The 20,361-nt window shown below is 42.3% G+C and carries 21 protein-coding genes; 2 read left to right on the top strand and 19 right to left on the bottom strand.

Annotation, left to right across the window (positions count from 1 at the left end):
• Position 1: 1 nt before the first annotated feature.
• The 4 genes from AJGP001_RS03410 to AJGP001_RS03395 form a co-directional block, all read right to left on the bottom strand.
• Positions 2-1,813, bottom strand: coding sequence for a sensor histidine kinase (locus AJGP001_RS03410; RefSeq protein WP_071153950.1), 1,812 nt, complete (start codon positions 1,811-1,813; stop codon positions 2-4).
• Positions 1,773-3,335: a response regulator transcription factor gene (locus tag AJGP001_RS03405; RefSeq protein ID WP_071153951.1), complete on the bottom strand. Its 1,563-nt coding sequence runs from the start codon at positions 3,333-3,335 to the stop codon at positions 1,773-1,775. The genes AJGP001_RS03410 and AJGP001_RS03405 overlap by 41 nt, the downstream gene beginning before the upstream one ends.
• 305 nt (positions 3,336-3,640) lie before the next feature.
• Complete coding sequence (locus AJGP001_RS03400; RefSeq protein WP_071153952.1) at positions 3,641-5,125, bottom strand: flotillin family protein; 1,485 nt, start codon at positions 5,123-5,125, stop codon at positions 3,641-3,643.
• A 116-nt stretch (positions 5,126-5,241) separates the two neighbouring features.
• Complete coding sequence (locus AJGP001_RS03395; protein WP_078080149.1) at positions 5,242-5,643, bottom strand: hypothetical protein; 402 nt, start codon at positions 5,641-5,643, stop codon at positions 5,242-5,244.
• Positions 5,644-5,769: 126 nt separating this feature from the next.
• Here AJGP001_RS03395 and AJGP001_RS03390 point away from each other — a divergent pair, with 126 nt between their 5' ends.
• Positions 5,770-6,036 carry a hypothetical protein gene (locus AJGP001_RS03390; protein WP_071153954.1) on the top strand — a complete coding sequence of 89 codons (267 nt, stop codon included), beginning with the start codon at positions 5,770-5,772 and terminating at the stop codon, positions 6,034-6,036.
• A gap of 14 nt (positions 6,037-6,050) precedes the next feature.
• Positions 6,051-6,218, top strand: a complete 168-nt coding sequence (locus AJGP001_RS17460; protein ID WP_169835257.1) for a hypothetical protein — start codon at positions 6,051-6,053, stop codon at positions 6,216-6,218.
• 211 nt (positions 6,219-6,429) lie between these two features.
• Here the strand turns inward: AJGP001_RS17460 and AJGP001_RS03385 are convergent, their stop codons facing one another.
• The 15 genes from AJGP001_RS03385 to AJGP001_RS03320 form a co-directional block, all read right to left on the bottom strand.
• Positions 6,430-6,693, bottom strand: a complete 264-nt coding sequence (locus AJGP001_RS03385; protein ID WP_071153955.1) for a hypothetical protein — start codon at positions 6,691-6,693, stop codon at positions 6,430-6,432.
• Between the two features lie 2 nt (positions 6,694-6,695).
• Positions 6,696-7,178, bottom strand: coding sequence for a DUF4306 domain-containing protein (locus AJGP001_RS03380; protein WP_071153956.1), 483 nt, complete (start codon positions 7,176-7,178; stop codon positions 6,696-6,698).
• 94 nt (positions 7,179-7,272) lie between these two features.
• Positions 7,273-8,328 carry a hemolysin family protein gene (locus AJGP001_RS03375; protein WP_071153957.1) on the bottom strand — a complete coding sequence of 352 codons (1,056 nt, stop codon included), beginning with the start codon at positions 8,326-8,328 and terminating at the stop codon, positions 7,273-7,275.
• A 50-nt stretch (positions 8,329-8,378) separates the two neighbouring features.
• Entirely contained in the window at positions 8,379-9,695 is a 1,317-nt protein-coding gene (locus tag AJGP001_RS03370) for a hemolysin family protein (protein ID WP_071153958.1), read from the bottom strand.
• 37 nt (positions 9,696-9,732) lie between these two features.
• Positions 9,733-10,119: a MerR family transcriptional regulator gene (locus tag AJGP001_RS03365; protein WP_058386280.1), complete on the bottom strand. Its 387-nt coding sequence runs from the start codon at positions 10,117-10,119 to the stop codon at positions 9,733-9,735.
• Positions 10,120-10,653: 534 nt separating this feature from the next.
• The gene (locus AJGP001_RS17455; protein ID WP_169793163.1) at positions 10,654-10,827 is read right to left on the bottom strand and encodes a hypothetical protein; all 174 of its coding nucleotides are present in this window, start codon (positions 10,825-10,827) and stop codon (positions 10,654-10,656) included.
• 216 nt (positions 10,828-11,043) lie between these two features.
• The gene (locus AJGP001_RS03360) at positions 11,044-12,870 is read right to left on the bottom strand and encodes an ABC transporter ATP-binding protein (RefSeq protein ID WP_078080148.1); all 1,827 of its coding nucleotides are present in this window, start codon (positions 12,868-12,870) and stop codon (positions 11,044-11,046) included.
• Entirely contained in the window at positions 12,867-14,591 is a 1,725-nt protein-coding gene (locus tag AJGP001_RS03355) for an ABC transporter ATP-binding protein (RefSeq protein WP_071153960.1), read from the bottom strand. Before AJGP001_RS03355 ends, AJGP001_RS03360 begins: the two co-directional genes overlap by 4 nt.
• Positions 14,588-15,061, bottom strand: coding sequence for a MarR family winged helix-turn-helix transcriptional regulator (locus AJGP001_RS03350; protein ID WP_071154005.1), 474 nt, complete (start codon positions 15,059-15,061; stop codon positions 14,588-14,590). The genes AJGP001_RS03355 and AJGP001_RS03350 overlap by 4 nt, the downstream gene beginning before the upstream one ends.
• A 155-nt stretch (positions 15,062-15,216) precedes the next feature.
• On the bottom strand, positions 15,217-15,486 hold the full coding sequence (locus tag AJGP001_RS03345; RefSeq protein WP_071153961.1) for a hypothetical protein: 270 nt from the start codon (positions 15,484-15,486) through the stop codon (positions 15,217-15,219).
• 142 nt (positions 15,487-15,628) lie between these two features.
• A complete protein-coding gene (locus AJGP001_RS03340; RefSeq protein ID WP_071153962.1) occupies positions 15,629-16,522 on the bottom strand; it encodes a TIGR01777 family oxidoreductase in 894 nt (297 codons plus the stop codon).
• A 64-nt stretch (positions 16,523-16,586) separates the two neighbouring features.
• Positions 16,587-17,033, bottom strand: coding sequence for a DUF4385 domain-containing protein (locus AJGP001_RS03335; protein WP_071153963.1), 447 nt, complete (start codon positions 17,031-17,033; stop codon positions 16,587-16,589).
• A gap of 179 nt (positions 17,034-17,212) precedes the next feature.
• Entirely contained in the window at positions 17,213-17,563 is a 351-nt protein-coding gene (locus tag AJGP001_RS03330; protein WP_071153964.1) for a DUF2200 domain-containing protein, read from the bottom strand.
• Positions 17,564-17,680: 117 nt separating this feature from the next.
• On the bottom strand, positions 17,681-19,318 hold the full coding sequence (locus AJGP001_RS03325) for a glycoside hydrolase family 13 protein (RefSeq protein ID WP_071153965.1): 1,638 nt from the start codon (positions 19,316-19,318) through the stop codon (positions 17,681-17,683).
• 12 nt (positions 19,319-19,330) lie between these two features.
• Positions 19,331-20,350 (bottom strand): LacI family DNA-binding transcriptional regulator, encoded by a 1,020-nt coding sequence (locus AJGP001_RS03320; protein WP_071153966.1) that lies wholly within the window; start codon positions 20,348-20,350, stop codon positions 19,331-19,333.
• Positions 20,351-20,361 lie beyond the last annotated feature (11 nt).

Below are 20,361 nucleotides of genomic sequence, written 5' to 3'. Positions count from 1 at the left end.
ATTAGTAGAAACTTGTAATTTCATTTGGTTTTAGATCTTTTTTGTTTTTTTGAAGCGGCAGTTCCACTTTCACTTTTGTGCCCAGCGTTTTTTCACTTGTAATTTCGACACCATATTCTTCTCCGTAGAGTAACTGAATACGTTCATGAACATTCCGAATACCAATGCCACTAAACAAATGACGCTTTTCTTTAAAATCTTCTTTCGTGTAATCGCCTTTTATTTCCATGCCATCTCCATTATCAACAATCTCACATAAGAGGTTTGATCCTTTTTGAGATACTAAAATTTGAACAAATCCTTCTTTTTTTTCATTAAATGCATGAAAAAAAGCATTTTCGATAAATGGCTGAAGAATCAACTTGGGCAACTGGCAATCCAAACAATCTGGAGAGATGAAAAAGTTCACTTTAATCCCGTCTCCATAACGCGCTTGATTGATTAAAACATAATTTTTCAAATCTATTACTTCCTGCTCAACGGTAATGGTCTGGTCGACGTTGCTCAATGCATTTTGCAGTAATGAAATTAACGCATGTATCATGTCGGTTGCTTTTTCTTTGTTGCCTTGTTGGATCATGAACTTCACTGAGGCGAGCGTATTGTAAAGAAAATGTGGATTGATTTGATGCTGCAATGCTGACAATTCTGCTCCCCGTTGCTTTTGTTGAGCTTGTACGACAAGTTCCACATATTCTTGCAATTCATTGAGCATAAAATTAAAAGCATGGGCAATTTTCTTTGTCTCGTAGCCACCCGTTTCAGGAACTGGCTTTGTGAACTCATGTTTGGCCATTGTTGAAATTTCTTTCACCAGCTTACTAATTGAATTGGTCATTCGACGGGAAATGATAAATACCACAATTACAGCAAGTAAGACGATGCCCAAACTGATCAAAAGGATTTCTTTTGTGTTGACCAAGTTATTGAGAACTGCATTTTTGTCTACTAGATTCACTAAATACATATTGTAAGTTGGCAAGTATTGCGACATGAACATATAGTCCTTATCAAAGACATGAACATTTTTGAATTCGATTTCTTCTGACTCTACTTCTTTAGCCAATGTTAGGACGTCAATTGACTCATCACCAATCAGTTCTTCATTGTTACTAGAAACCACTTTTCCTTTATCATTGATCAGTAAAACTTGGTTTTCCGTGCTTGTATATCCTTCATAAAAATCTTTCAATTGAGATTCTCGAATTGGAAAATACAAAACGCCGTAAATTTCACCAGTCGATCTCTCAACGAGTGCTTTTGTGGCTACGATCATCGGTTCATCAGTAAAAAGAGTGGAAGGGATAAATTGATAAAGCAAAGTACTTGGTCGATTAAATGAGTTTTGCGTAATTTGATGATTGCGCAGTCCTTGCCATGAAACTGGCCAATTTGAATAATTCATATTGTATAGCCGCTCGTTATTTCCAAGAACAATCATATTGGCTTCATACGATTCTATAGTTGGATAAATGCGTTCCATTTGCTTACCAATATCAAAATAGGATTTTGACGTTTCAATCGTATTCTGATTTTTTTGTGTCAGTACTTTTTTGATCGTTCCATTATTTTGCACATCATTCATCGCGCTGACGACAGCGAAACTATACGCTTCGAATTGTTTTTCAATTTGTTCTAATGATTTTGTATTTGAAATACTAAAGGTTTCCATGAATAAATTAGAAGACATTCGAATTGAACTAACTGTAATGAGTAAAGAAACCGCTACGATACTAATGACCATAATCAAAAACATTTTTACAAACAGGCTGTTATTTCTTAAGATTCGAAAGGCCCTTTTTTTCATTGTCATGATTAGCATGAAACTCCTTTCGGTATTTTCCTGGAGACATACCCGTTATCCGCTTGAAGACTTTGCAAAAATAGCTATGCTCAGAGTAGCCAACCATCCCACTAATGTTCGAAATGGAGACTTGGCTGTTTTCCAATAGTTCCATCGATTTTTTAATGCGCACCCGATTTAAATATTCACTAAAGCCCTCCTTGTGGTGTGTACTGAAATAAGAAGACAAATAAGAAGCATTAAAGTGAAAGTGAGCAGCTATTTCAGACAAGCGAAGTGGTTCGGTATAATGCTGCTCAATATAAGATAAGATTTTATTGAGGTTTCTGGATTGATCATTGGCTTTGTCATCTAAAAGAATAATGCCACGTACTTCATCTAAAAATTCATTGAATTTGTCTAATGCCTCATGAACATGATCGGCTTCGTTAATAACCGAAAAGTAAGTGTACTTTTTTTGTTCAATAGCTTGGACGTCGTATTTCATCGTTTCTAGTAGCACAATTATATTGAAAACGATATTCCCTAAAAAGGTTTTGAACTCAAAGCTGTCGTTGTGGTATCGCCCTTTCAAATAATCAACGTGATTTTCTAGATAGGTAAATGCTACGTTAAACAAACGATCTTTAAACATTTCAATAAAATGATTCAAGTCAAAATGTGCCTGTTTTTCGTTCTCTTTTGGCAATTCATCGTAACTAAACACATGTATGTCCGGCAAGTAAAACAAGTACTTTTTCATCTGCGAATAGCCTTCATCGTGCACTCTTTTAATATCTTCAATCGCATCGAATGGTTCGTAAATTACCCACGTTTCATCCGATACTTCGTTTTTTTCTTGGTATATCGCCTCTTTAATGTACCGTAATTGGTGAGAATTAAAATTGAATAAAAGAGTCGCTTCTGTTTTGCTGGCGTTTAATAGAAATACGGGCAACTCTTTGAGAACAGCTTGCTTAACTATTGTTGCTGCCGCTACTGCATTAAGATTTTCCCCATGAATTCCAATCAACCCAAACTTATTATTGATGAAGACAGATGACGCATCCACAAAATTTGTAGAAATATCATATCCAAGAATCATACTTTCAAGTATTTCTTCGGGAGTGCGAACTGGCTTTATCGGAGAAGAAGCATTTTGTATATGCGGAATACGATCCGCAATCCGGTTTAAAACGTTTAATAATTCTTCTCCATTTAACTTGGGCTTTAAAATATAATCAGCCACACCATTTTGAAAGGTTGATCGCACGTAATCAAAGTTTTCAAAGCTGCTTAAAATAATAATTTCAATGTTTGGAAATGCTTTTTTGGCTTCTCTTACCAAATCGATTCCATCCATAATGGGCATGACAATATCGGTAATAACGATATCTGGAGAAAATACGTTAATCATCTCCATCGCTTCTTTTCCATTTGAAGCTTCTCCCACAATTTCAAATCCCGCCTGTTTCCAGTCAATGTAATTCAGAATTCCTTGTCGGATTAACATCTCGTCATCTACTATAAGAACTTTGCATCTCTCTCTCACAATATCTCCCCTTTGCTACTTGCTTCATACAAAACTTCCGATGCTGTTGCTTTCTATTAGGTAAAATCATACGTTAAATTCATGGAGCTTGGCAATTTCTCACTCTCTGCTGTTCTAAACACATCCTACCACCTCTTACTAATTCATGATTATTTATCAAATAACTTAACATATGAAATGAATATTTTTCATTAGAATAAAAATACTGCTCATAAAAAAACAGAATGTTCTCAGACATTATAAAAACCCAAGAACCGTTTGCCTCTTTGGCAAAAGTTCTTGAGTTTATTCTTTACATGATTCTCTTACAATTCTTCATCGATTTTATTTGTATCTTCAATTTCTTCTTTTTGCATAACCGGCATCGTCGCAACCGGTGCTTGTGCTGCCGGTTGGTTATTGCGGTTGACGTAAGACTTCAACAACTCTCCGATATCGATGCCTGTCATTTCTTTCAGTGGCTCTTGCATGTCGACCATGGTTTTCGTCACGCTTCTGCCGAAAGACGGGATGCCTTGGCCGTTGCCGGAATCAATGATTTTCACCGATTCGATATTGCTCAGTGGCAAGGCCACTTTCTCTGCAAATACGGGCAGCATGTCGATCAGTTTTTCGGTGATGATTACGTCGCCGTGTTCTTCCATGGCTTCAGCGAGTAGTTTACGAGACTCGGCTTCTGCTTTACCGCGCTCGCGAATAACTTCTGCTTCTGCAGCACCTTCATCACGTTTGATCTTGGCTTTTGCTTCCCCATCAATTACCGCACGGCGCGCATCGGCCTCTGCAGAACGTGTTGTTTCGTAATACGTCGCATCGGCTTTTGTTTTACGCACTTTGCTTTCTTCTTCTTCGAGCTTAACTGCGCGTTCACGTGCTGCGAATTGCATATTGAGTTCTTCGTCCTGGATTTCCATCGCAAGCTTCGCTTTTTCCAGCTCATAAGACTGCTCGGATTTGGCACGCGCACGTTCAGTTTCTTCTTTGAATGCTGCGTCTTTTATGTCTTTTTCTTTTTTCGATTCGGCGGTAGAAATTTGGCGTTTGTATTCTTCTTCTTTTGCTTCTTGGTCGGTTTGCGCGCGGTGAATGCGTGTTTCGCGCTCGGTATTGGCTTCTGCAATTTCAGCAAGCTTGCGCACTTCTGCGATACGCGGTCGACCCAAGTTTTCCAAATAGCCATTATTCTCATCAGCATCACGCAAATCGGTCAAGCCGAGTGATGTGATTTTAAAGCCCATCAAGTCTAGCTGTTTTTGAGCGACATCTTGAACATCCGTATTGAATTTCTCGCGGTCGCTATTGATGTCTTCTACTGTCATTTTTGAAAGAATCGCACGCAAATTACTACCAAGCACTTCGATAATTTCCGTCTCAATTTCTTCTTGTTTTTTGCCAAGAAACTGCTCGGCGTAATTAGCAATGCCATTCAACGTGTCGGCGACTTTGACCATGGCCACAGCGTCGGCAACAATCGGCACCCCAGCGTTTGTATAAACACGCGGTGTGGCAAGTTTCAGTTGAAATGACGTCAAGCTAACCGGCGTTGACGTTTGGAAACGTCTTAACAGATAGCCGCCGTCCCGAATGATTTTCATCGAGCGACCTTCGTCATCTGTAAAAATATTCGTATCTTTTGCTGGATCTCCAATTTTGGGTCCCGTAATAATTAGCGCCTCATTGGATTTCGCGGTGCGGTAACGGACCTTCATCCAGAAGAAATACCCGATGCCGGCAATTGCCGCGATGATGACTAACGCAATAATAACTGTAATAATTCCTAATGATTGCATGTTTTCTCCACTCCCTTTTGCTGATTGGCGCATCCTATTGAATGAACGATGGAATAGCGCCTATAATAGTATTACGAATAAATTAACTAAATGTTTCAAAAAAAGTAAATGTTTTTTCAAGGAAGATAACCATACTCAAAATTAAAAACGAAATTCAAGAAAAGTAGGAGCATAATAGCTAGCACCAAACTAATAGCGATGAAAATTTTAGCCGACAACAATGTAGCGCGTTGAAACAGCCGAAAGAAAAGATACAACAGCATGATGCCAAACGGCCAAAAAATCAGATTCGATATGGTCCACACCCATTGCGAATTTTCTTCCCAGTATGGAGCAGGGACCGGTGTGATGCCTTTGTATGTTCTATTGATAGAAGTGTGCTTGTAGATAAACACAAAAGACAAGCTGCCGTAATAAATGACAATGATGCTTTTCATCCACCACTTAAAGTAAGGGGCAATCATCGCAACCAAGACAATCAATCCGACCACGAAAAATAACAAAGTGTAGCTTTGCATGGCAATGCTCCTCTCTTCGTTCCAAGTGTTTCTTAAGTATACGCTCTTTTGGAAATTAGGTTCCATTTTTTCTAGAATGAAACATTTCGACTGGTTATGCGTATAATACATGGAAGGTGTTGCGATATGAGACTGATTCGGTGGATGTTTTTTAAGAAGAAGCATTTGGCTTACACTGCTTTTGGTGATGCTATGTATTATCAAGCGGTGGATAAACTTCGCGTACAAGGTATCGACTATGACACTGTGTTACGAGTAAATGCCAATGTTCACGGCACTGAAGGTCATTTGGGTTCTTCGCATATGCGCGACGCCATGACGAATACTGCACAATATGATTTATATGTAGAAATCAAAGACAAACACTTTGCAGAACAAATTTTGAACGGATAAAAGGAGTGATAATTTTGGAAATAGGTTTCAACTTAATGATTGCGATTGTTTTTGTCGGATTGATCCTTCTCGCTGCTTTCGATATTTACCGAAAATCCGCGATCAAGCTAGCGGACATTCAATTACAGCGAGACAAAGTTTCTTTAGAGCATACACAACGAGAAAAGCTGACGACTGATTAAATCGAAAAATGCGGACCAAGCGAGTAGCGCTTGATCCGCATTTTTCTTGTTTTGAGTAATTTGGGCTTGGGGGTGGTTTTGGGCGATCTGCAAACAAACTTGTCGATCACGCAAACAACAGGTGGTGTCCTGCAAACAAAGCGGCGGATCCCGCAAATAAACTACGCGTTTCTGCAAACAACAAGCTTTAACTAGTGAATTCACACCCGTGCTAGCAAATTAGCTTCGTCTTAATAAGAGAAATTAAGCTTTTGCGAACAAACTTGTCGATCACACAACCAACTTTCCAAATACCTAGCCTTCTCCTCTTTTCATCGAAATCCCCGCTCAAAGCGTACGCGCTTTGAGCGGGGATTTCTGGTTTTGGGTAAATCGGTCTTGGTTTTGGCCAATCTGCAAACAAACTTGTCGATAACGCAAACAACGGGTGGTGTCCCGCAAACAAACTACGCGTTTCTGCAAACAACGCCTTCATCGCTACCGTTTCTTTGCTTTAATCAAAGAAGTCACACCTGAAATCACCAAAACAAAGCCCATAATGAAGAAAAGCCGCGAAAAAAGTTCGAGTCCTCGTGTTGGCGATGACATGAGTAGCGTACTCATGACGAAAAGTCCGGCGGCACACGCTATGTGAAACAGACTCAACGCAATTTTACTCCTCTTAAAAATCCACGCAGCCAGTTGCAACAACAAAACGAAAGCAGCAACAAACATGATGATTGGAAACAACGGCGCGAATTTTGCGGCATAAACTAAGTAGTCGATTGTCAAAATATCAGTTGCTGTTTCAGCACCGCCGCTTAGCCAATTAGTAAAGATAGCAGAGTATGGCCATTCCCAAGGGATGTTGTCTAACCGACTGCCTTCGTACAAACTAAAAAATGTCGCGACGACGAAAAAGATGAGTGCACCAAAAAACAAAATGAATTCTTTCGTATTTTTTACTAGGCTCTCTTGCATAAACCTCTCTCCTCCTTGTAACTGTTTTTTCACCTTACCAATAATTTACCAAAAAAAGAAGAGAAACCTGGAGGCTTCTCTTCTTTCATGCACATTAAATGGGTTGTGTTTCGAACGAATCGTCGCTAATTTCACCGACGATTTCTTCTAAAATGTCTTCCATTGTTACGAGTCCGGACATGTCACCAGCTGCTGTGGTGATGATGGCCATATGCGTGCGATTTTGTTGCATTTTAGTCAACACTTTTTGAATTGGTGTCGTTTCTGGAAAACGCGACATCTCGTGGATAAACGACTCCGGATGTTGCTTTCTTCCTGCTGCCATACTGGTCAACAGCTCTTTCGTGTTGATAAACCCAATCAACTTGCCATCTTTGCTGTGATCGGCAACTGGGTAACGCGTGTATTGGTGGTTATCCAACACGGCAAAAAGTTCTGCCTGTGTAAAACGGCTATCGACTGACACGATTTCTGCTTTTGGAATCATAATGTTCCGAACAATGCGGTCATCAAACGCGAAAATATTCTTTAAGTACGTTAACTCGGTTTGGTTGATTTCGCCGCTTTGGAAACTTTCCGCCATGATCAGCTTTAACTCTTCTTCCGAGTGAGCTTCTTCGTGACCGGCTGGTTTTACGTTGAATAAACGCAGGAGCAAACGCGCCGACCCATTCATCATCCAGATGAATGGGTTCATCACTTTACCAAACCAGTATAGCGGGGGCGCTAGTAACAAAGTTACTTTTTCAGCGTATTGAATGGCTAAGGTTTTTGGCGCTAGTTCGCCGATAACTACGTGTAAAAATGTCACGATGCTAAGAGCAATAGCGTAGGACAACACGGTCGATAACGCGGATGGCACATCAAACGCAACGAATAGCGGATGAAGCATCCGTTCGACGGTAGGCTCTCCAAGTGCACCAAGGGCTAAAGCGGTAACGGTAATTCCTAGCTGACAGGCTGATAAATAATAATCCAAGTTATTGGCTACTTTTTTTGCCAGTACGGCTTTTTTATTGCCTTCAGCGATTAATTGGTCGATTCTCGACATTCGCACTTTTAAAATAGCGAATTCGGCACCGACGAAAAATGCAGTTGCGATAATTAGCAACGCGATGAGTAGTAAGCTAATGCCTATTTGTCCGTCCAATTGGTATCCCTCAAATGAGGGATTCACCTCCATTAATTGTTAAGTGGAACTTACGTATTCAACTTTTTCGAATGACTGTGGAACATCACTTGCTTGATTTGCTGGTGATCCATTTCTACGATGGTCCACGAATTTGTTGACTCTGTAAAAGTAGCACCGGTTTTGACTTCTCCCGGGCTCTTGAAATGAATCCAGCCACCAATCGTATCGATGTCGTCGCTTTCATCAAAGGTTATGCCAAAACGCTCTTCCAGGTCTTTCAATAACACGCGACCATTGATCACGTATTGATTGTCACTGACTTTGTTAATATCGGCCACTTCGTCCGCATCAAATTCATCTCGAATTTCACCGACGATTTCTTCTAAAATATCTTCCATAGTAATCATACCGGCCGTACCTCCGTATTCGTCCGCAACGAGGGCAATATGAACGCGCGCATTTTGCATAATCAATAACGCGTTTTGCAAGCCTGTCGCTTCAAACACAGTCGGCAGTTCCAAGACAAAATCCTCGAGCTGCCATTCACGTCCTGCGACAATATGCGGCAGCATTTTCTTGGCACTAACAAATCCAAGAATTTTGTCTTTGTCGCCATCTTCGGTTACAGGGTAACGTGTGTAATTGTTTTCATCTAAAATCTCGATAATTTCAGCGAGCGGCATGTCTTTATCTAGCGTGACGAGTTCGGTACGCGGCACCATAATGTCTTTAGCCACACGTTCATCAAACGAAAACACATTTTCCATATACGAAAGTTCGGTTTCATTGATCGCTCCGCCTTCAAAGCTCTGAACCATAACAATTTTCAACTCTTCTTCTGAATACGCTTGATCGTGACCTGCGGGTTTAACGCCGAAGATTCTCAGCAACACGCGAGCCGCCCCGTTCAATGCCCAGATAAAAGGTTTCATAACCTTTCCGAACCAATAAAGCGGGGGTGCCAATAATAACGACATCTTTTCCGCAAATTGAATAGCCAAAGTTTTTGGCGCCATTTCACCGACAACGACGTGCAAATAAGTCACGAGTAAAAACGCGATGGCGTAGGAAGCCGTTGAGGCCACTGCGTCTGACACAGCAAAAAATTCAAAGATTGGGTACATTAATCGTTCAATGGTCGGTTTCCCGAGCGCTCCCAGTCCAAGTGCTGTGACGGTAATTCCGAGCTGACAGGCAGATAAATAATAATCCAAGTCGCTCGCTACTTTTTTCGCAGTTACCGCTTTTTTATTGCCTTCTGCAATCAGTTGATCGAGCCGCGACATGCGAATTTTGACAATCGCAAATTCCGAGCCAACGAAAAATGCCGTCAAGGCAATTAATAGTACTAATAAAACTAAATTCAATAAGGTTACTATGTCCACGTGTCTTCCCTGTAAAAGGGATTCACCTCCAAGTAAATTACAGCAACGCGATCAAAGCAGTTATAGCTGCTAACTGGTGCTCAAGCGCTTTGCTGATGTGTAGCTTCACGGGGCTTGGGGCATCTTTTAATTGCTCCTCCAAGCGCGTAATTTTTCGTTGCAGGCATTCGAATTCTTCATATACTTCATCGACAAGAAGTGTTGTTTCTGAAGTCTCTTGTGTAGCAAGCACGTCTTTAATTTCCGAAATCGACAGGCGCTGTTTTTTCAAAACTTGTATACGTTTGAGCGTCTGCAGGCTAGACGCTGGATAAAGCCGGTAATTGGTTTTAGTTCGCTGACTTTGTAGCAATCCCGATACCGTATAATAATCGATGGTTCTCGTTGATACCCCGCTCAATTTTGCAATCTCTCCGATTTTCATTAAGTCCTTCCCAATGCAGACACCCCCTTATTTGACTCACATTAACCTAACGTGGTTAACTTCCGGTCTGATCCATTGCACGAAAGCAATTTCTCTTAGTAATAAAAAATAATAGCACATTTCGATAAAAAGCATACAGTCTAACGTTCTGGTTTCGGACAGAAATAGACATGTTTTTGAGTAAGCGACATGATATCGACATGATTTGGAACAGTGGCTATGACTAGTGACTGACTGGCTATCGCTTTGTGTGACGGGCTGCATACGTTTGTTCCATTTGATTCACTTGATTCACTTGGAACAGTCTCGTTTTTTGGGCGATTTGCAAACAAATCAGGCTATCCCGCAAACAACACAATAAATAGCGCAAACAACACGCTCGCTCCTGCAAACAACATAGCGAGTTGCGCAAACAAACTACTCATTCCTGCAAACAAATTCACTCTGCCGCTATTTCACACTCGTTCACTAGTGCAAAACGCTAAAATTTCATAAAAAAAGAGCCAAGCGCAATCCGCTTGACTCCACCAACACTTATTTTTTCGTCTTTTCTTTGATTTTGTTCGCCACGTCGTCTTTCATGACCATTGCTTTGTCTTTATAGGTAGCAGCTTTTTCTTTGTAATCGTCTTTGTTTTCTTCCCAATGGGTTTTGCCTTTTTCAATCGACTTGTCTTTGAATTGGTTGAGTTTGTCTAGAAATGCCATTTGAATCATCCTCCCGTTTGTCCTGCCGCCAAGACGGTCAAGTAAACTAATGTAAGCATAACGTGTTTCCATCTCACTGTCGAAAAATAACCGTTACTGAAACTTCCTGCGCCCGCACGCGTGTAAGCTATACCGGTTGAACTAGTGATTTTTACTTGTATCGTAGAATCACAAAAGGTCCACTGCACAACGCTTGTGCGGTAGACCTTTTGTGTTTCACACAGCCACTTTCGCGGTAAATTGGCTGCGGTATAGTTCGGCATAAAAGCCGTCTCTATCGAGCAATTGCTGATGTGTGCCTTGTTCGATAACTTTTCCTTGGTCCATAACTAAGATCAAGCTAGCGTCTTTAATCGTAGATAACCGGTGCGCTATCACAAAACTTGTACGTCCGGCCATCAATTGACTCATCGCTTTTTGGATAAAAATTTCCGTCCGTGTATCAACGCTCGACGTCGCTTCGTCTAAGATCATCATTGGCGGATCGGCAAGAATGGCACGTGCAATGGTCAATAATTGCTTTTGTCCTTGTGAAATATTTGATACTTCTTGGTTCAAAATGGTGTCATAACCGTCCGGCAGCGTGCGGATAAAGTGGTCGGCGTGTGCCGCTTCTGCAGCCGCACGAATTTCTTCTTCCGTAGCTCCGGTTTTGCCATAGCCAATATTGTCACGAATGGTGCCGTTAAAGAGCCAGGTATCTTGCAACACCATTCCAAAGTTCTGACGCAATTCGTGTCTTGACATCTCTCGTGAATCCAGGCCATCAATGGTAATCCGGCCGCCATCCAGTTCGTAAAAACGCATCAATAAATTGATCAAAGTCGTTTTACCAGCACCCGTTGGTCCGACAATCGCGACCGTTTGACCTGGTAAAACATCAATGTTCATCTTGTCGATTAATCGTTTTTCACCGTAACCAAAATCGACGTCTTCAAAAGCAACTGCGCCTTTTGCACGTTCAAGAACAGCAGTCGTTACTTCTTTCACTTCTTCTTCTTCATCCAGCAATTCGAAAACTCGTTCAGCCGCAGCAATTGTCGACTGAACAATGTTGGCGATGTTCGCCGTCTGCGTAATTGGTTGCGTAAACTGTTTGGAATACGTAATAAACGCTTGAATGTCCCCAATCGAAATTGCACGCTGCGTGACCAAAATACCCCCAACAACACTAATCAACACATAACTCAAGTTGCCGATCAAAGTCATCATCGGCATGATAATCCCGGAAATAAACTGCGCTTTGCGTCCTGCATCATATAGCTCTTCATTGACGGCATCGAATTGTTCATTGGATTTCGCTTCGTGCCCAAACGCTTTGACGACTTGATGGCCGGTGTACATTTCTTCTACGTGACCATTCAAACGCCCCAGATTTTTTTGCTGGCTCTTAAAATACTTCTGCGATTTTTTCAAAATGGGTCCGATAACGAACAACGATAGCGGCAAAGAAACAACCGCGATTAGCGTCAGCAACGGACTGATGGTCAGCATCATAATCATAATCCCGACGAGCGTAACAATTGACGTAATAAACTGCGTCAAGCTTTGCTGTAAGGTGCTGCCGATCGTGTCGATGTCATTGGTCATACGGCTTAAGGTTTCGCCATTTGCCCGTCCATCAAAATATTTGAGCGGCAATTTTTCTAGTTTTTTATTGACGTCTTGGCGCAAATCATAAACCGTGTCTTGTGCCACGGTTGACATCATGTATTGCTGGATGTAACTAAACGCACTACTAAACAAATACAAGCCGGCAAGAATAGCGAGAATCTGACCAATAACGCCAAAGTCAATCCCCCCACCTGGCGCACCTTTTAACTGACCATACGCGCCTTCGAACAATTCCGTGATCGCCATCCCCATGATTTTTGGTCCGACGATGGAAAACACCGTACTGAGAATCGCGACGAAAAAGACCGCCGCTAGTTTTTTTCGGCGTGGTTTTAAATACGCCACTAGACGTCTAAATGTGCCTTTGAAATCTTTGGCTTTTTCTGGCGGCATATTCCCACCGCCACGAGGAGGTCCCATCTGGCTCATGCAATTTCCTCCTCTGACAACTGGGATAAGGCAATTTCATGGTAAACTTCGTTGGTTTCTAACAGTTCTTTATGTGTTCCCATGCCCACTATTTTGCCTTTTTCTAGAACGATGATGCGGTCAGCGTCAACAACTGTACTCACGCGTTGTGCAACTAGCAGCACCGTAGCATGTTTCGTTTCATCTTTTAGTGCTTTGCGCAACTTTGCATCGGTTTTAAAATCCAGTGCTGAGAAGCTATCATCAAAGATATACAAATCCGGCTTACGAATCAAAGCACGTGCAATGGACAAGCGCTGTTTTTGACCGCCTGATAAATTAGAGCCGCCTTGCTCAATTTCAGCCGCAAAGCCACCTTCGATTTGATCGATAAACTCTGTTGCTTGTGCCGTACTCGCCGCTTGTTTCATTTCTTGATAACTCGCATCTTGTTTACCAAAGCGAATATTGTCCGCAATGGTACCGGTGAACAGCATCGTTTTTTGTGGCACAAACCCAATTTTTGAACGAACTTCTTGTTGAGAGGCCTCACGAATATCGACGCCGTTAACACGAATCGTCCCACTTGTCACATCGTAAAAACGTGGTATTAAGTTAACCAGCGTCGACTTACCAGAACCCGTCCCGCCGATCAATGCTGTGATTTCACCGGACTTTGCGCTAAAGCTAATGTTCGACAACGCCGGTTCTTCCGCTCCTGGATAGTAGAAAGAAACATTTTCAAACGCTAGCGTTCCGCGTACGCGGTCAGCTTTAGCAGTACCGTCGTCTGCGAAGGCCCGTTTCATTTCCAATACTTCGTTGATTCGTTTAGCAGATACTGCAGCACGCGGAATCATGACGAACATAAAAGATGCCATAACCAGTGCAAACATGATCATCATGACGTATTGAATAAATGCCATCAAGTCACCGATTTGCATAGCGCCGTTACTAATGCGAATGCCACCAAACCAAATAACAGCCACGACAGTCAGGTTCATCACGAGCATCATCACTGGCATTAAGAAAGCCATGACTTTGTTGACTTGAATCGACACGTCGGTCAAGTCACGATTGGCTTTTTGAAGACGTGCTTTTTCTTCTGTTTCTCTATTAAAAGCACGGATCACGCGGATGCCCGTCAGGTTTTCGCGCACGACCAAATTCAGGTTATCTATCCGCTTTTGAACTTGTTGGAAAAGAGGCATACCGTATTTCAATATTAGTAAGATTGCAACGACCAGTACAGGCATCGCGCCAATAATAACGAGCGACAATTTTGCATCTTTTGACACCGCCAAAATAATCCCACCAACTAGCATAATCGGTGCACTAATTACCATGCGCAGCATCATAATGACGACTTGTTGCACTTGTGTAATGTCGTTTGTCGTACGCGTAATTAACGATGCGGTGCCAACTTCATCAAATTCTTGAAGCGAAAATTGGCCGACATGCTTGAATACTTTTTGCCGCAAGTCGCGCCCCATTCCCATCGCTGCTTTAGAAGAGTAAAAGCTGGCAAAAACAGCGGCCACTGCCCCGACTGCGGATACGAGTAACATCCAGCCACCGATTTGCCAGATGTATGGAATATTCCCTTTGACAACACCATTATCGATGATGTCAGCCATTAATGTCGGCAAAAACAGCTCTGCCATCGATTGACCAAAAACTAAAGCGACTACGCCTAGCACAATCCATTTGTAAGGACTGAGATTTTTTAAAATCTTAATCATTTTGTCGTCACCTCTCGTTTAGTTTCGGTTAAATACGTTGAAATTTTTTGATGTGAGTCGATCAATTCTTCTATTTGTTGCTCCGTAAGTTGTTCACTAGCCGCCTTGAACACTTGATGCAATCCATCTTCTTGGAAATAGAGACGGTTCACTAATGCTTGCCCTTTTTCACTGAGCGACAGCAAGATTTCACGCCGGTTGCATTCTACTTGTCGACGATCGAGATACCCTTCTTTAACTAACCCATCTACTGCCTGACTCAACGTACTTTTGGGTAAAAAGGTTTTCTCACCGATATTCTTCTGCGTCATCTCATGGCAACAAATAATGGTCATCAAAATGGAATACTGTGGCACTGATAAGCCGTTTTCCATTGCTGACTTTTGAATAAAGCACGCCATGTTTTTTTGCACATCCGCAAATGACAGCAGCAATTGCCTATACGTGTCTATTTCTATTTTATTGTTCATTTCCACACCATCCTTCCTTTATGAACCGTTCCAAACGGAACTATTGAATCTATGGCTCTCAAGCTACTCCGATTATGACTATTCGTCAACTTTCAAAGATTGGATTTTTGGCGGCATTAAAAAACGACTTCTGTCGGTGTTCTGACGGAAGTCGTTTATGATTTAGTTTTTTGGGTCATTGTAACGCTGTAAGCTCGACAGCAGTCTATTAACAACATAAGCAATTTCCGGTTTTTCGTAAAATCTTGTGGCTTGGTCCAGACAGTGCGGAATACATGGGTAACAAATTGCTCACAAACAGATTGATCAGGATTGGCCTGCTGGGCAATATTCCATATGATTCGGTGATAACGGTCGTACAAATCAACTAATGCCTGTTCTTCCCGATTGCGGATACCAATCATCAATTTTTCGTCTATGGTCAATTTGTCACCCCCTCTCTTTAGGCATTTCCTTTATGTGATTATCTCAAACCAAAATATCTCGAAATAAAGACAATTAATTCAAAAAATAAAAAAACATCAGAAAAAACTTCCTTTTGAAGAGTTTTCTGATGCTATAGAACTATTACAATGTCTTATGAAGGATATTTTTCAATGCTTTATCCAGTGTTGGATAAGTAAAGTGAAATCCTTCCTGTTGCAAACGCTCAGGTAAAATCCAGCGACTTTTTAAAATTAGTTCAGGTTCTGTTCCAATCGCAACTGCTCCGATATTCAACATCCACTTGGTAGCCGGCAGACCCAGCCTTTTGTCCATTGCTATGCGCAACTGCTTCATCAGTTCACGATTTGTTACAGGTTCTGCGGATGTGGTGTTGATAACGCCGCTTAGGTGATCGTGGTCACGCACGAAAAGAATAATGCGGTAAACGTCTTCTATATGAATCCAGCTAAACATTTGTTTGCCATTGCCTTGTTTGCCGCCAAGTCCAAAGCGAACCATGTTTTCATAAGGAATCATGACACCGCCATCTTTGCCAAGGACAATGGATAGGCGCAGCGCCACTTGTCGCGTATTCGGTAAGTTAAAGCTAAATAGTGCTTGTTCCCACGCCTTGCCCACTTCCACTGAAAAGCCTTTGCCGAATTCTCCGTTCGCTTCTGTCATGGGTCGATCTTCCGCATGGCGGTAAATCGTCGACGTGCTGGAATTGACCCATAGCGGTGGTGGGTTATCACAGCTTAAAATGGCTGTGCCTAGCGCTTCTGTCGTTTCCATCCGCGAATCAAAAATTTCTCGTTTATTGGCTTCGGTATACCGGCAATTCACCGATTTCCCAGCCAAGTTGACGACCATCTCCGCGCCTTCTAGTGCGCTAACGATCCCTGTATGATTGGTCCAATTCAAATGACTGGGTTGCCGTGAAATAATGATGACTTGGTAACCTTGCTCTGTAAACTTCTTTTCTAAATACTGCCCAACAAATCCAGTACCTCCAGCCAATACAATCTTTTTCATTTCGCCACCTATTTTCTGTATATTCTTATCCTACTTGACGTCCTAAGCGCGTAAAAGATACGGATTAACCGAATTCTTTTTGGTGCTTTTTTTTGCGTTTCAAGTAATCTTCGTCTTCTCTAATTTCGTCCCAGCGCTTTTTGAAAATGGCCGCCGACTCGGCTTTTACCGGATCAATGTCACGTTCTTTGATGCTGCCGTCTTCATTGTATTTGCGGCCGCCTTTGTAATTGGTATAACGGCGTGCGCGCGTATAGCCCATTTGAATAAATTTACGTGCCATGTCCATCCCGACAAAATCATCTTGTTTGCGATACTCCTCGAACATCTCCGAAATTTTATCGCACGACTCTTGTGCAATGTCTGGCGTCTTAAATCGCCAATGTGGCAAAATCTCTCCTTTATACGGCTCCACCATCAATACGCCCTGCTCACCTCTGCCAACACGGTATAGCTCGGGATGTTTGCGTAAATCCAAATTTTCATAATCCAACTCATAATCAAACGCCATCGTTATCCGCTCCTTTGCGCATCTACTTTGTTAAGAATATACCCCAGATTAGGCTGTATAATCTTTTTGAGAGCAAAATTAGAGGGGGTGGATATACACTGCGAACACCCGGGTTAAGAAAAAAACCCATTTCGCACAGTATAAGAAAAAGCTGATTCCGTGGAATCAGCTCAGCTTGTTTACTGCCGTAAAATTTTGTCCATAGACTTGCCCTTGGCTAGCTCGTCGATCAACTTGTCCAAATAGCGAATTTCTCGCATTGTAGGTTCTTCCACGTTTTCAACGCGGACGCCACAAACCACCCCTTTAATTAACTCGCGCGAAGGGTTTAACATCGGTGCTTCTAGCAGGAAAGGAGCAAATGCGGTTTGTTGTGCGAGTTGGGCTTCTAGTTGTTCTTGGCTGTATCCGGTAAACCACCGAATGATTTCGTCAACTTCTGCTTTAGTTCGATTTTTTCGCTCAGCTTTGGCGACGTAGCAATCGTAAATTTTGGCGGCGGTCATTTTGTAGATTTTATGCTCTGTCATTAGGGCTCACTCCTTGCACTACTTGCTGTCCTCATTATACACGAAACAGAACGTTTGTACCCCTAAAAACCCCCAGAGAAAGCACATGCTTTCTCCGGGGTTTTCGATATCGGTCGCTTATTCAAAATTTGCGTCTTTTGGAACTTTGTACACACGTGCTTCATATGGAAGCAATTGTGCTGAATCGTTGTTGCTGTAATTTCCCAACAACAGCGTTGAATTTTCAGGATTGACGCCACACATACATGCGTGCTGCGCAAGGTTTGTGACGATAAATACTTTGTCATCGCCGTATTCTCGCGTGTACGCGAATACGGCTTCGTGACCCATTTCGATTAACTTATACTCTCCGTATACAAATACGTCCATATTCTTCCGGAGCCAGATCATCTGTTTGTAAAAGGCTAGTACCGAATGCGGATCGTTTTCTTGCGCTTTGACGTTCAGCCACTGGTAATTGGGGTTAATGCCCATCCACGGGGATGCATCTGAAAATCCAGCATGTAACGTATTGTCCCATTGCATCGGCGTTCGTGAATGATCACGACTCGTCGCCCGCAGCAAAGTCATAATGGCCTCGTGTTGCATGCCGGTTTCTTTTTTATGAAAATATAAGTTATGCGTATGGACATCATCGAAATGATCCAACTCTTCAAACGGCGCATTGGTCATACCGATTTCTTGGCCTTGGTAAATGAACGGTGTTCCTTGCATAAAGAAATACATGCACGCTAATGCCGTTGCGCTTTCACGCCAGTACTGTTGATCATTTCCCCAAGTGGAAACGACGCGTGGTCTGTCGTGATTTTCAATAAATAGCGCATTCCAGCCGACACCGTTTACTTTGTTTTGCCATTTGCTAAGTACGTGTTTTAGTTCTGGTACGTTTACGCCATTGCGCACTTCAATATTCCACAAATCGATGTCTTCGAATTGGAAAATCATATTGAATTTCCCGGTCTTTTCACTTACCCATTCGTCAATTTCATCTGCGGAAACGCCGTTCGCTTCACCAACAGTCATAATGTCGTGTTTGCCAAACGTCTCATCGTATAATTCTTGCAACATCGGCTGAATACCATCGACGTTCATTATTTTTTCCCACGAAGGGACGAATACATGCCCTTCCGCATCGGCCGTGTTCGTGTAATCTTTTTTAATGTGGCTGATGGCATCGACGCGAAACCCATCGATTCCTCTCGCAATCCACCAATTGATCATTTTATAAAGTTCTTTACGGACTTCGGGATTTTCCCAATTTAGATCGGGCTGCTTTTTTGAAAAGATATGTAAAAAATATTGCTTGGTCTTTTCATCGTATTCCCAGGCTGGTCCTCCAAATATACTTTCCCAATTTAGCGGTTCGTCGCGCCAGACATACCAATCTCGTTTCGGATGATCGCGTGATGAGCTGGATTCCAAAAACCAAGGATGCTCGTCGCTCGTATGGTTAATGACTAAATCAATGATCAACTTCATGTCGCGCGCATGGACTTGTTCCATTAGCAAATCGAAATCTTCCATCGTGCCGAAATCCTCTAAAATTTCCTGGTAATCGCTAATATCGTAGCCGTTATCATCATTGGGTGACTTGTACATCGGACATACCCAGATTACGTCAATGCCGAGGCCTTTTAAATAATCCAATTTGCTCGTAATGCCATTAATATCACCAAGACCATTTCCGTCAGAATCCATGAAACTGCGCGGATAAACTTGGTAGACGACTGCTTCTTTCCACCATTTTCTATTCATATCCGATCCCTCTCAAAGACGTCGGCAAGAACCTCTTTCTATTAGTCGAGAAGGCACTACGACTTGTTTGGGAGGCACTGACGCGTCCGTTATTTTCTCTACTACCAACTCTGCTGCATGCAAACCAAGGTCATAAATTGAAATGTCGACTGTGCTGAGTGGCGGTTTTAAATGTTTCGAAATCATATGATTGTTAAAACCGATAATGGAAACGTCTTCTGGTACTTGGATTTTTAAGTCTTCCAGGTAGCCGATGACTTCGTAAGCGACCATGTCATCATGCGTAACAATGGCCGTTGGCGGTAATTCGAGTGCCATTAATCGGCGAATTGCCTCACTTTTATCGCCTTGCATAAACTCTTGATTGACTGTATAAGCCACATCAAACAGAATGCCATGTTTATTCAACGCTTGCTTATATCCTTCTAACCGGTCGAGCGATACGACAAAATCTGTCGCACCCCCGACAAATGCAATCTGCCTGTGACCCAGTCCAATCAAGTATTCAACCGTTTCCTTGGCGGTATTGATATTGTCGTTATCGACATAGGTTACCGAACACGGATTTTTGTACGGCCGGCCGACTACAGCAAACGGCAAACCGCTTTGGCACAAGTATTCCATAACAGGATCTCCAATTTTTGAGTAAAGAAGAACAATCCCATCAACTCGTCGACCTTGCACCATTTCAATAACTTCTTCGTAAATTTCTTCTTGCGTGGCACCGGTCGACAAATACAGTCCGTATTGGCTTTCATGTGCCCTAGTTGAAATGCCACGTAGCACTTCAGGGAAAAAGGGATTTTGAAAGGCCAATGCGGCTGAATTTTCCATGATGACACCGAGTGTCCGACTGTTTTTCGCTACTAAATTACGTGCTTGAAAATTTGGGTAGTACCCCAGTTCTTTCATGACTTCCCGCACTTTCACTTTTGTCTTGACGCTGATTCGTGGATTGTCGGCGATCACTCGTGATACAGTGGCCGGCGACACATTTGCCTGTTTCGCAACGTCTTTGATTGTGACTGCCATTTTACCGTCCT

This window comes from Planococcus faecalis, assembly GCF_002009235.1.
In the GTDB taxonomy this organism is placed as follows: Bacteria; Bacillota; Bacilli; order Bacillales_A; family Planococcaceae; genus Planococcus; species Planococcus kocurii.
The sequence above is the reverse complement of the archived record's forward strand: the minus strand, read 5'-3'. Positions and strand labels throughout refer to the sequence as shown.

Bases quoted from the DNA above. Each gene is read 5' to 3' on its own strand.
- AJGP001_RS17455 (WP_169793163.1), bottom strand. From the start codon at position 10,827: ATGGCATTTCTAGACAAACTCAACCAATTCAAAGACAAGTCGATTGAA.
- AJGP001_RS03325 (WP_071153965.1), bottom strand. From the start codon at position 19,318: ATGAATAGAAAATGGTGGAAAGAAGCAGTCGTCTACCAAGTTTATCCG.
- AJGP001_RS03360 (WP_078080148.1), bottom strand. From the start codon at position 12,870: ATGAGCCAGATGGGACCTCCTCGTGGCGGTGGGAATATGCCGCCAGAA.
- AJGP001_RS03320 (WP_071153966.1), bottom strand. From the start codon at position 20,350: ATGGCAGTCACAATCAAAGACGTTGCGAAACAGGCAAATGTGTCGCCG.
- AJGP001_RS03330 (WP_071153964.1), bottom strand. From the start codon at position 17,563: ATGACAGAGCATAAAATCTACAAAATGACCGCCGCCAAAATTTACGAT.
- AJGP001_RS03395 (WP_078080149.1), bottom strand. From the start codon at position 5,643: ATGCAAAGCTACACTTTGTTATTTTTCGTGGTCGGATTGATTGTCTTG.
- AJGP001_RS03335 (WP_071153963.1), bottom strand. From the start codon at position 17,033: ATGGCGTTTGATTATGAGTTGGATTATGAAAATTTGGATTTACGCAAA.
- AJGP001_RS03355 (WP_071153960.1), bottom strand. From the start codon at position 14,591: ATGATTAAGATTTTAAAAAATCTCAGTCCTTACAAATGGATTGTGCTA.
- AJGP001_RS03340 (WP_071153962.1), bottom strand. From the start codon at position 16,522: ATGAAAAAGATTGTATTGGCTGGAGGTACTGGATTTGTTGGGCAGTAT.
- AJGP001_RS03365 (WP_058386280.1), bottom strand. From the start codon at position 10,119: ATGAAAATCGGAGAGATTGCAAAATTGAGCGGGGTATCAACGAGAACC.
- AJGP001_RS03410 (WP_071153950.1), bottom strand. From the start codon at position 1,813: ATGACAATGAAAAAAAGGGCCTTTCGAATCTTAAGAAATAACAGCCTG.
- AJGP001_RS03390 (WP_071153954.1), top strand. From the start codon at position 5,770: ATGAGACTGATTCGGTGGATGTTTTTTAAGAAGAAGCATTTGGCTTAC.
- AJGP001_RS03385 (WP_071153955.1), bottom strand. From the start codon at position 6,693: ATGAAGGCGTTGTTTGCAGAAACGCGTAGTTTGTTTGCGGGACACCAC.
- AJGP001_RS03350 (WP_071154005.1), bottom strand. From the start codon at position 15,061: ATGAACAATAAAATAGAAATAGACACGTATAGGCAATTGCTGCTGTCA.
- AJGP001_RS03380 (WP_071153956.1), bottom strand. From the start codon at position 7,178: ATGCAAGAGAGCCTAGTAAAAAATACGAAAGAATTCATTTTGTTTTTT.
- AJGP001_RS03400 (WP_071153952.1), bottom strand. From the start codon at position 5,125: ATGCAATCATTAGGAATTATTACAGTTATTATTGCGTTAGTCATCATC.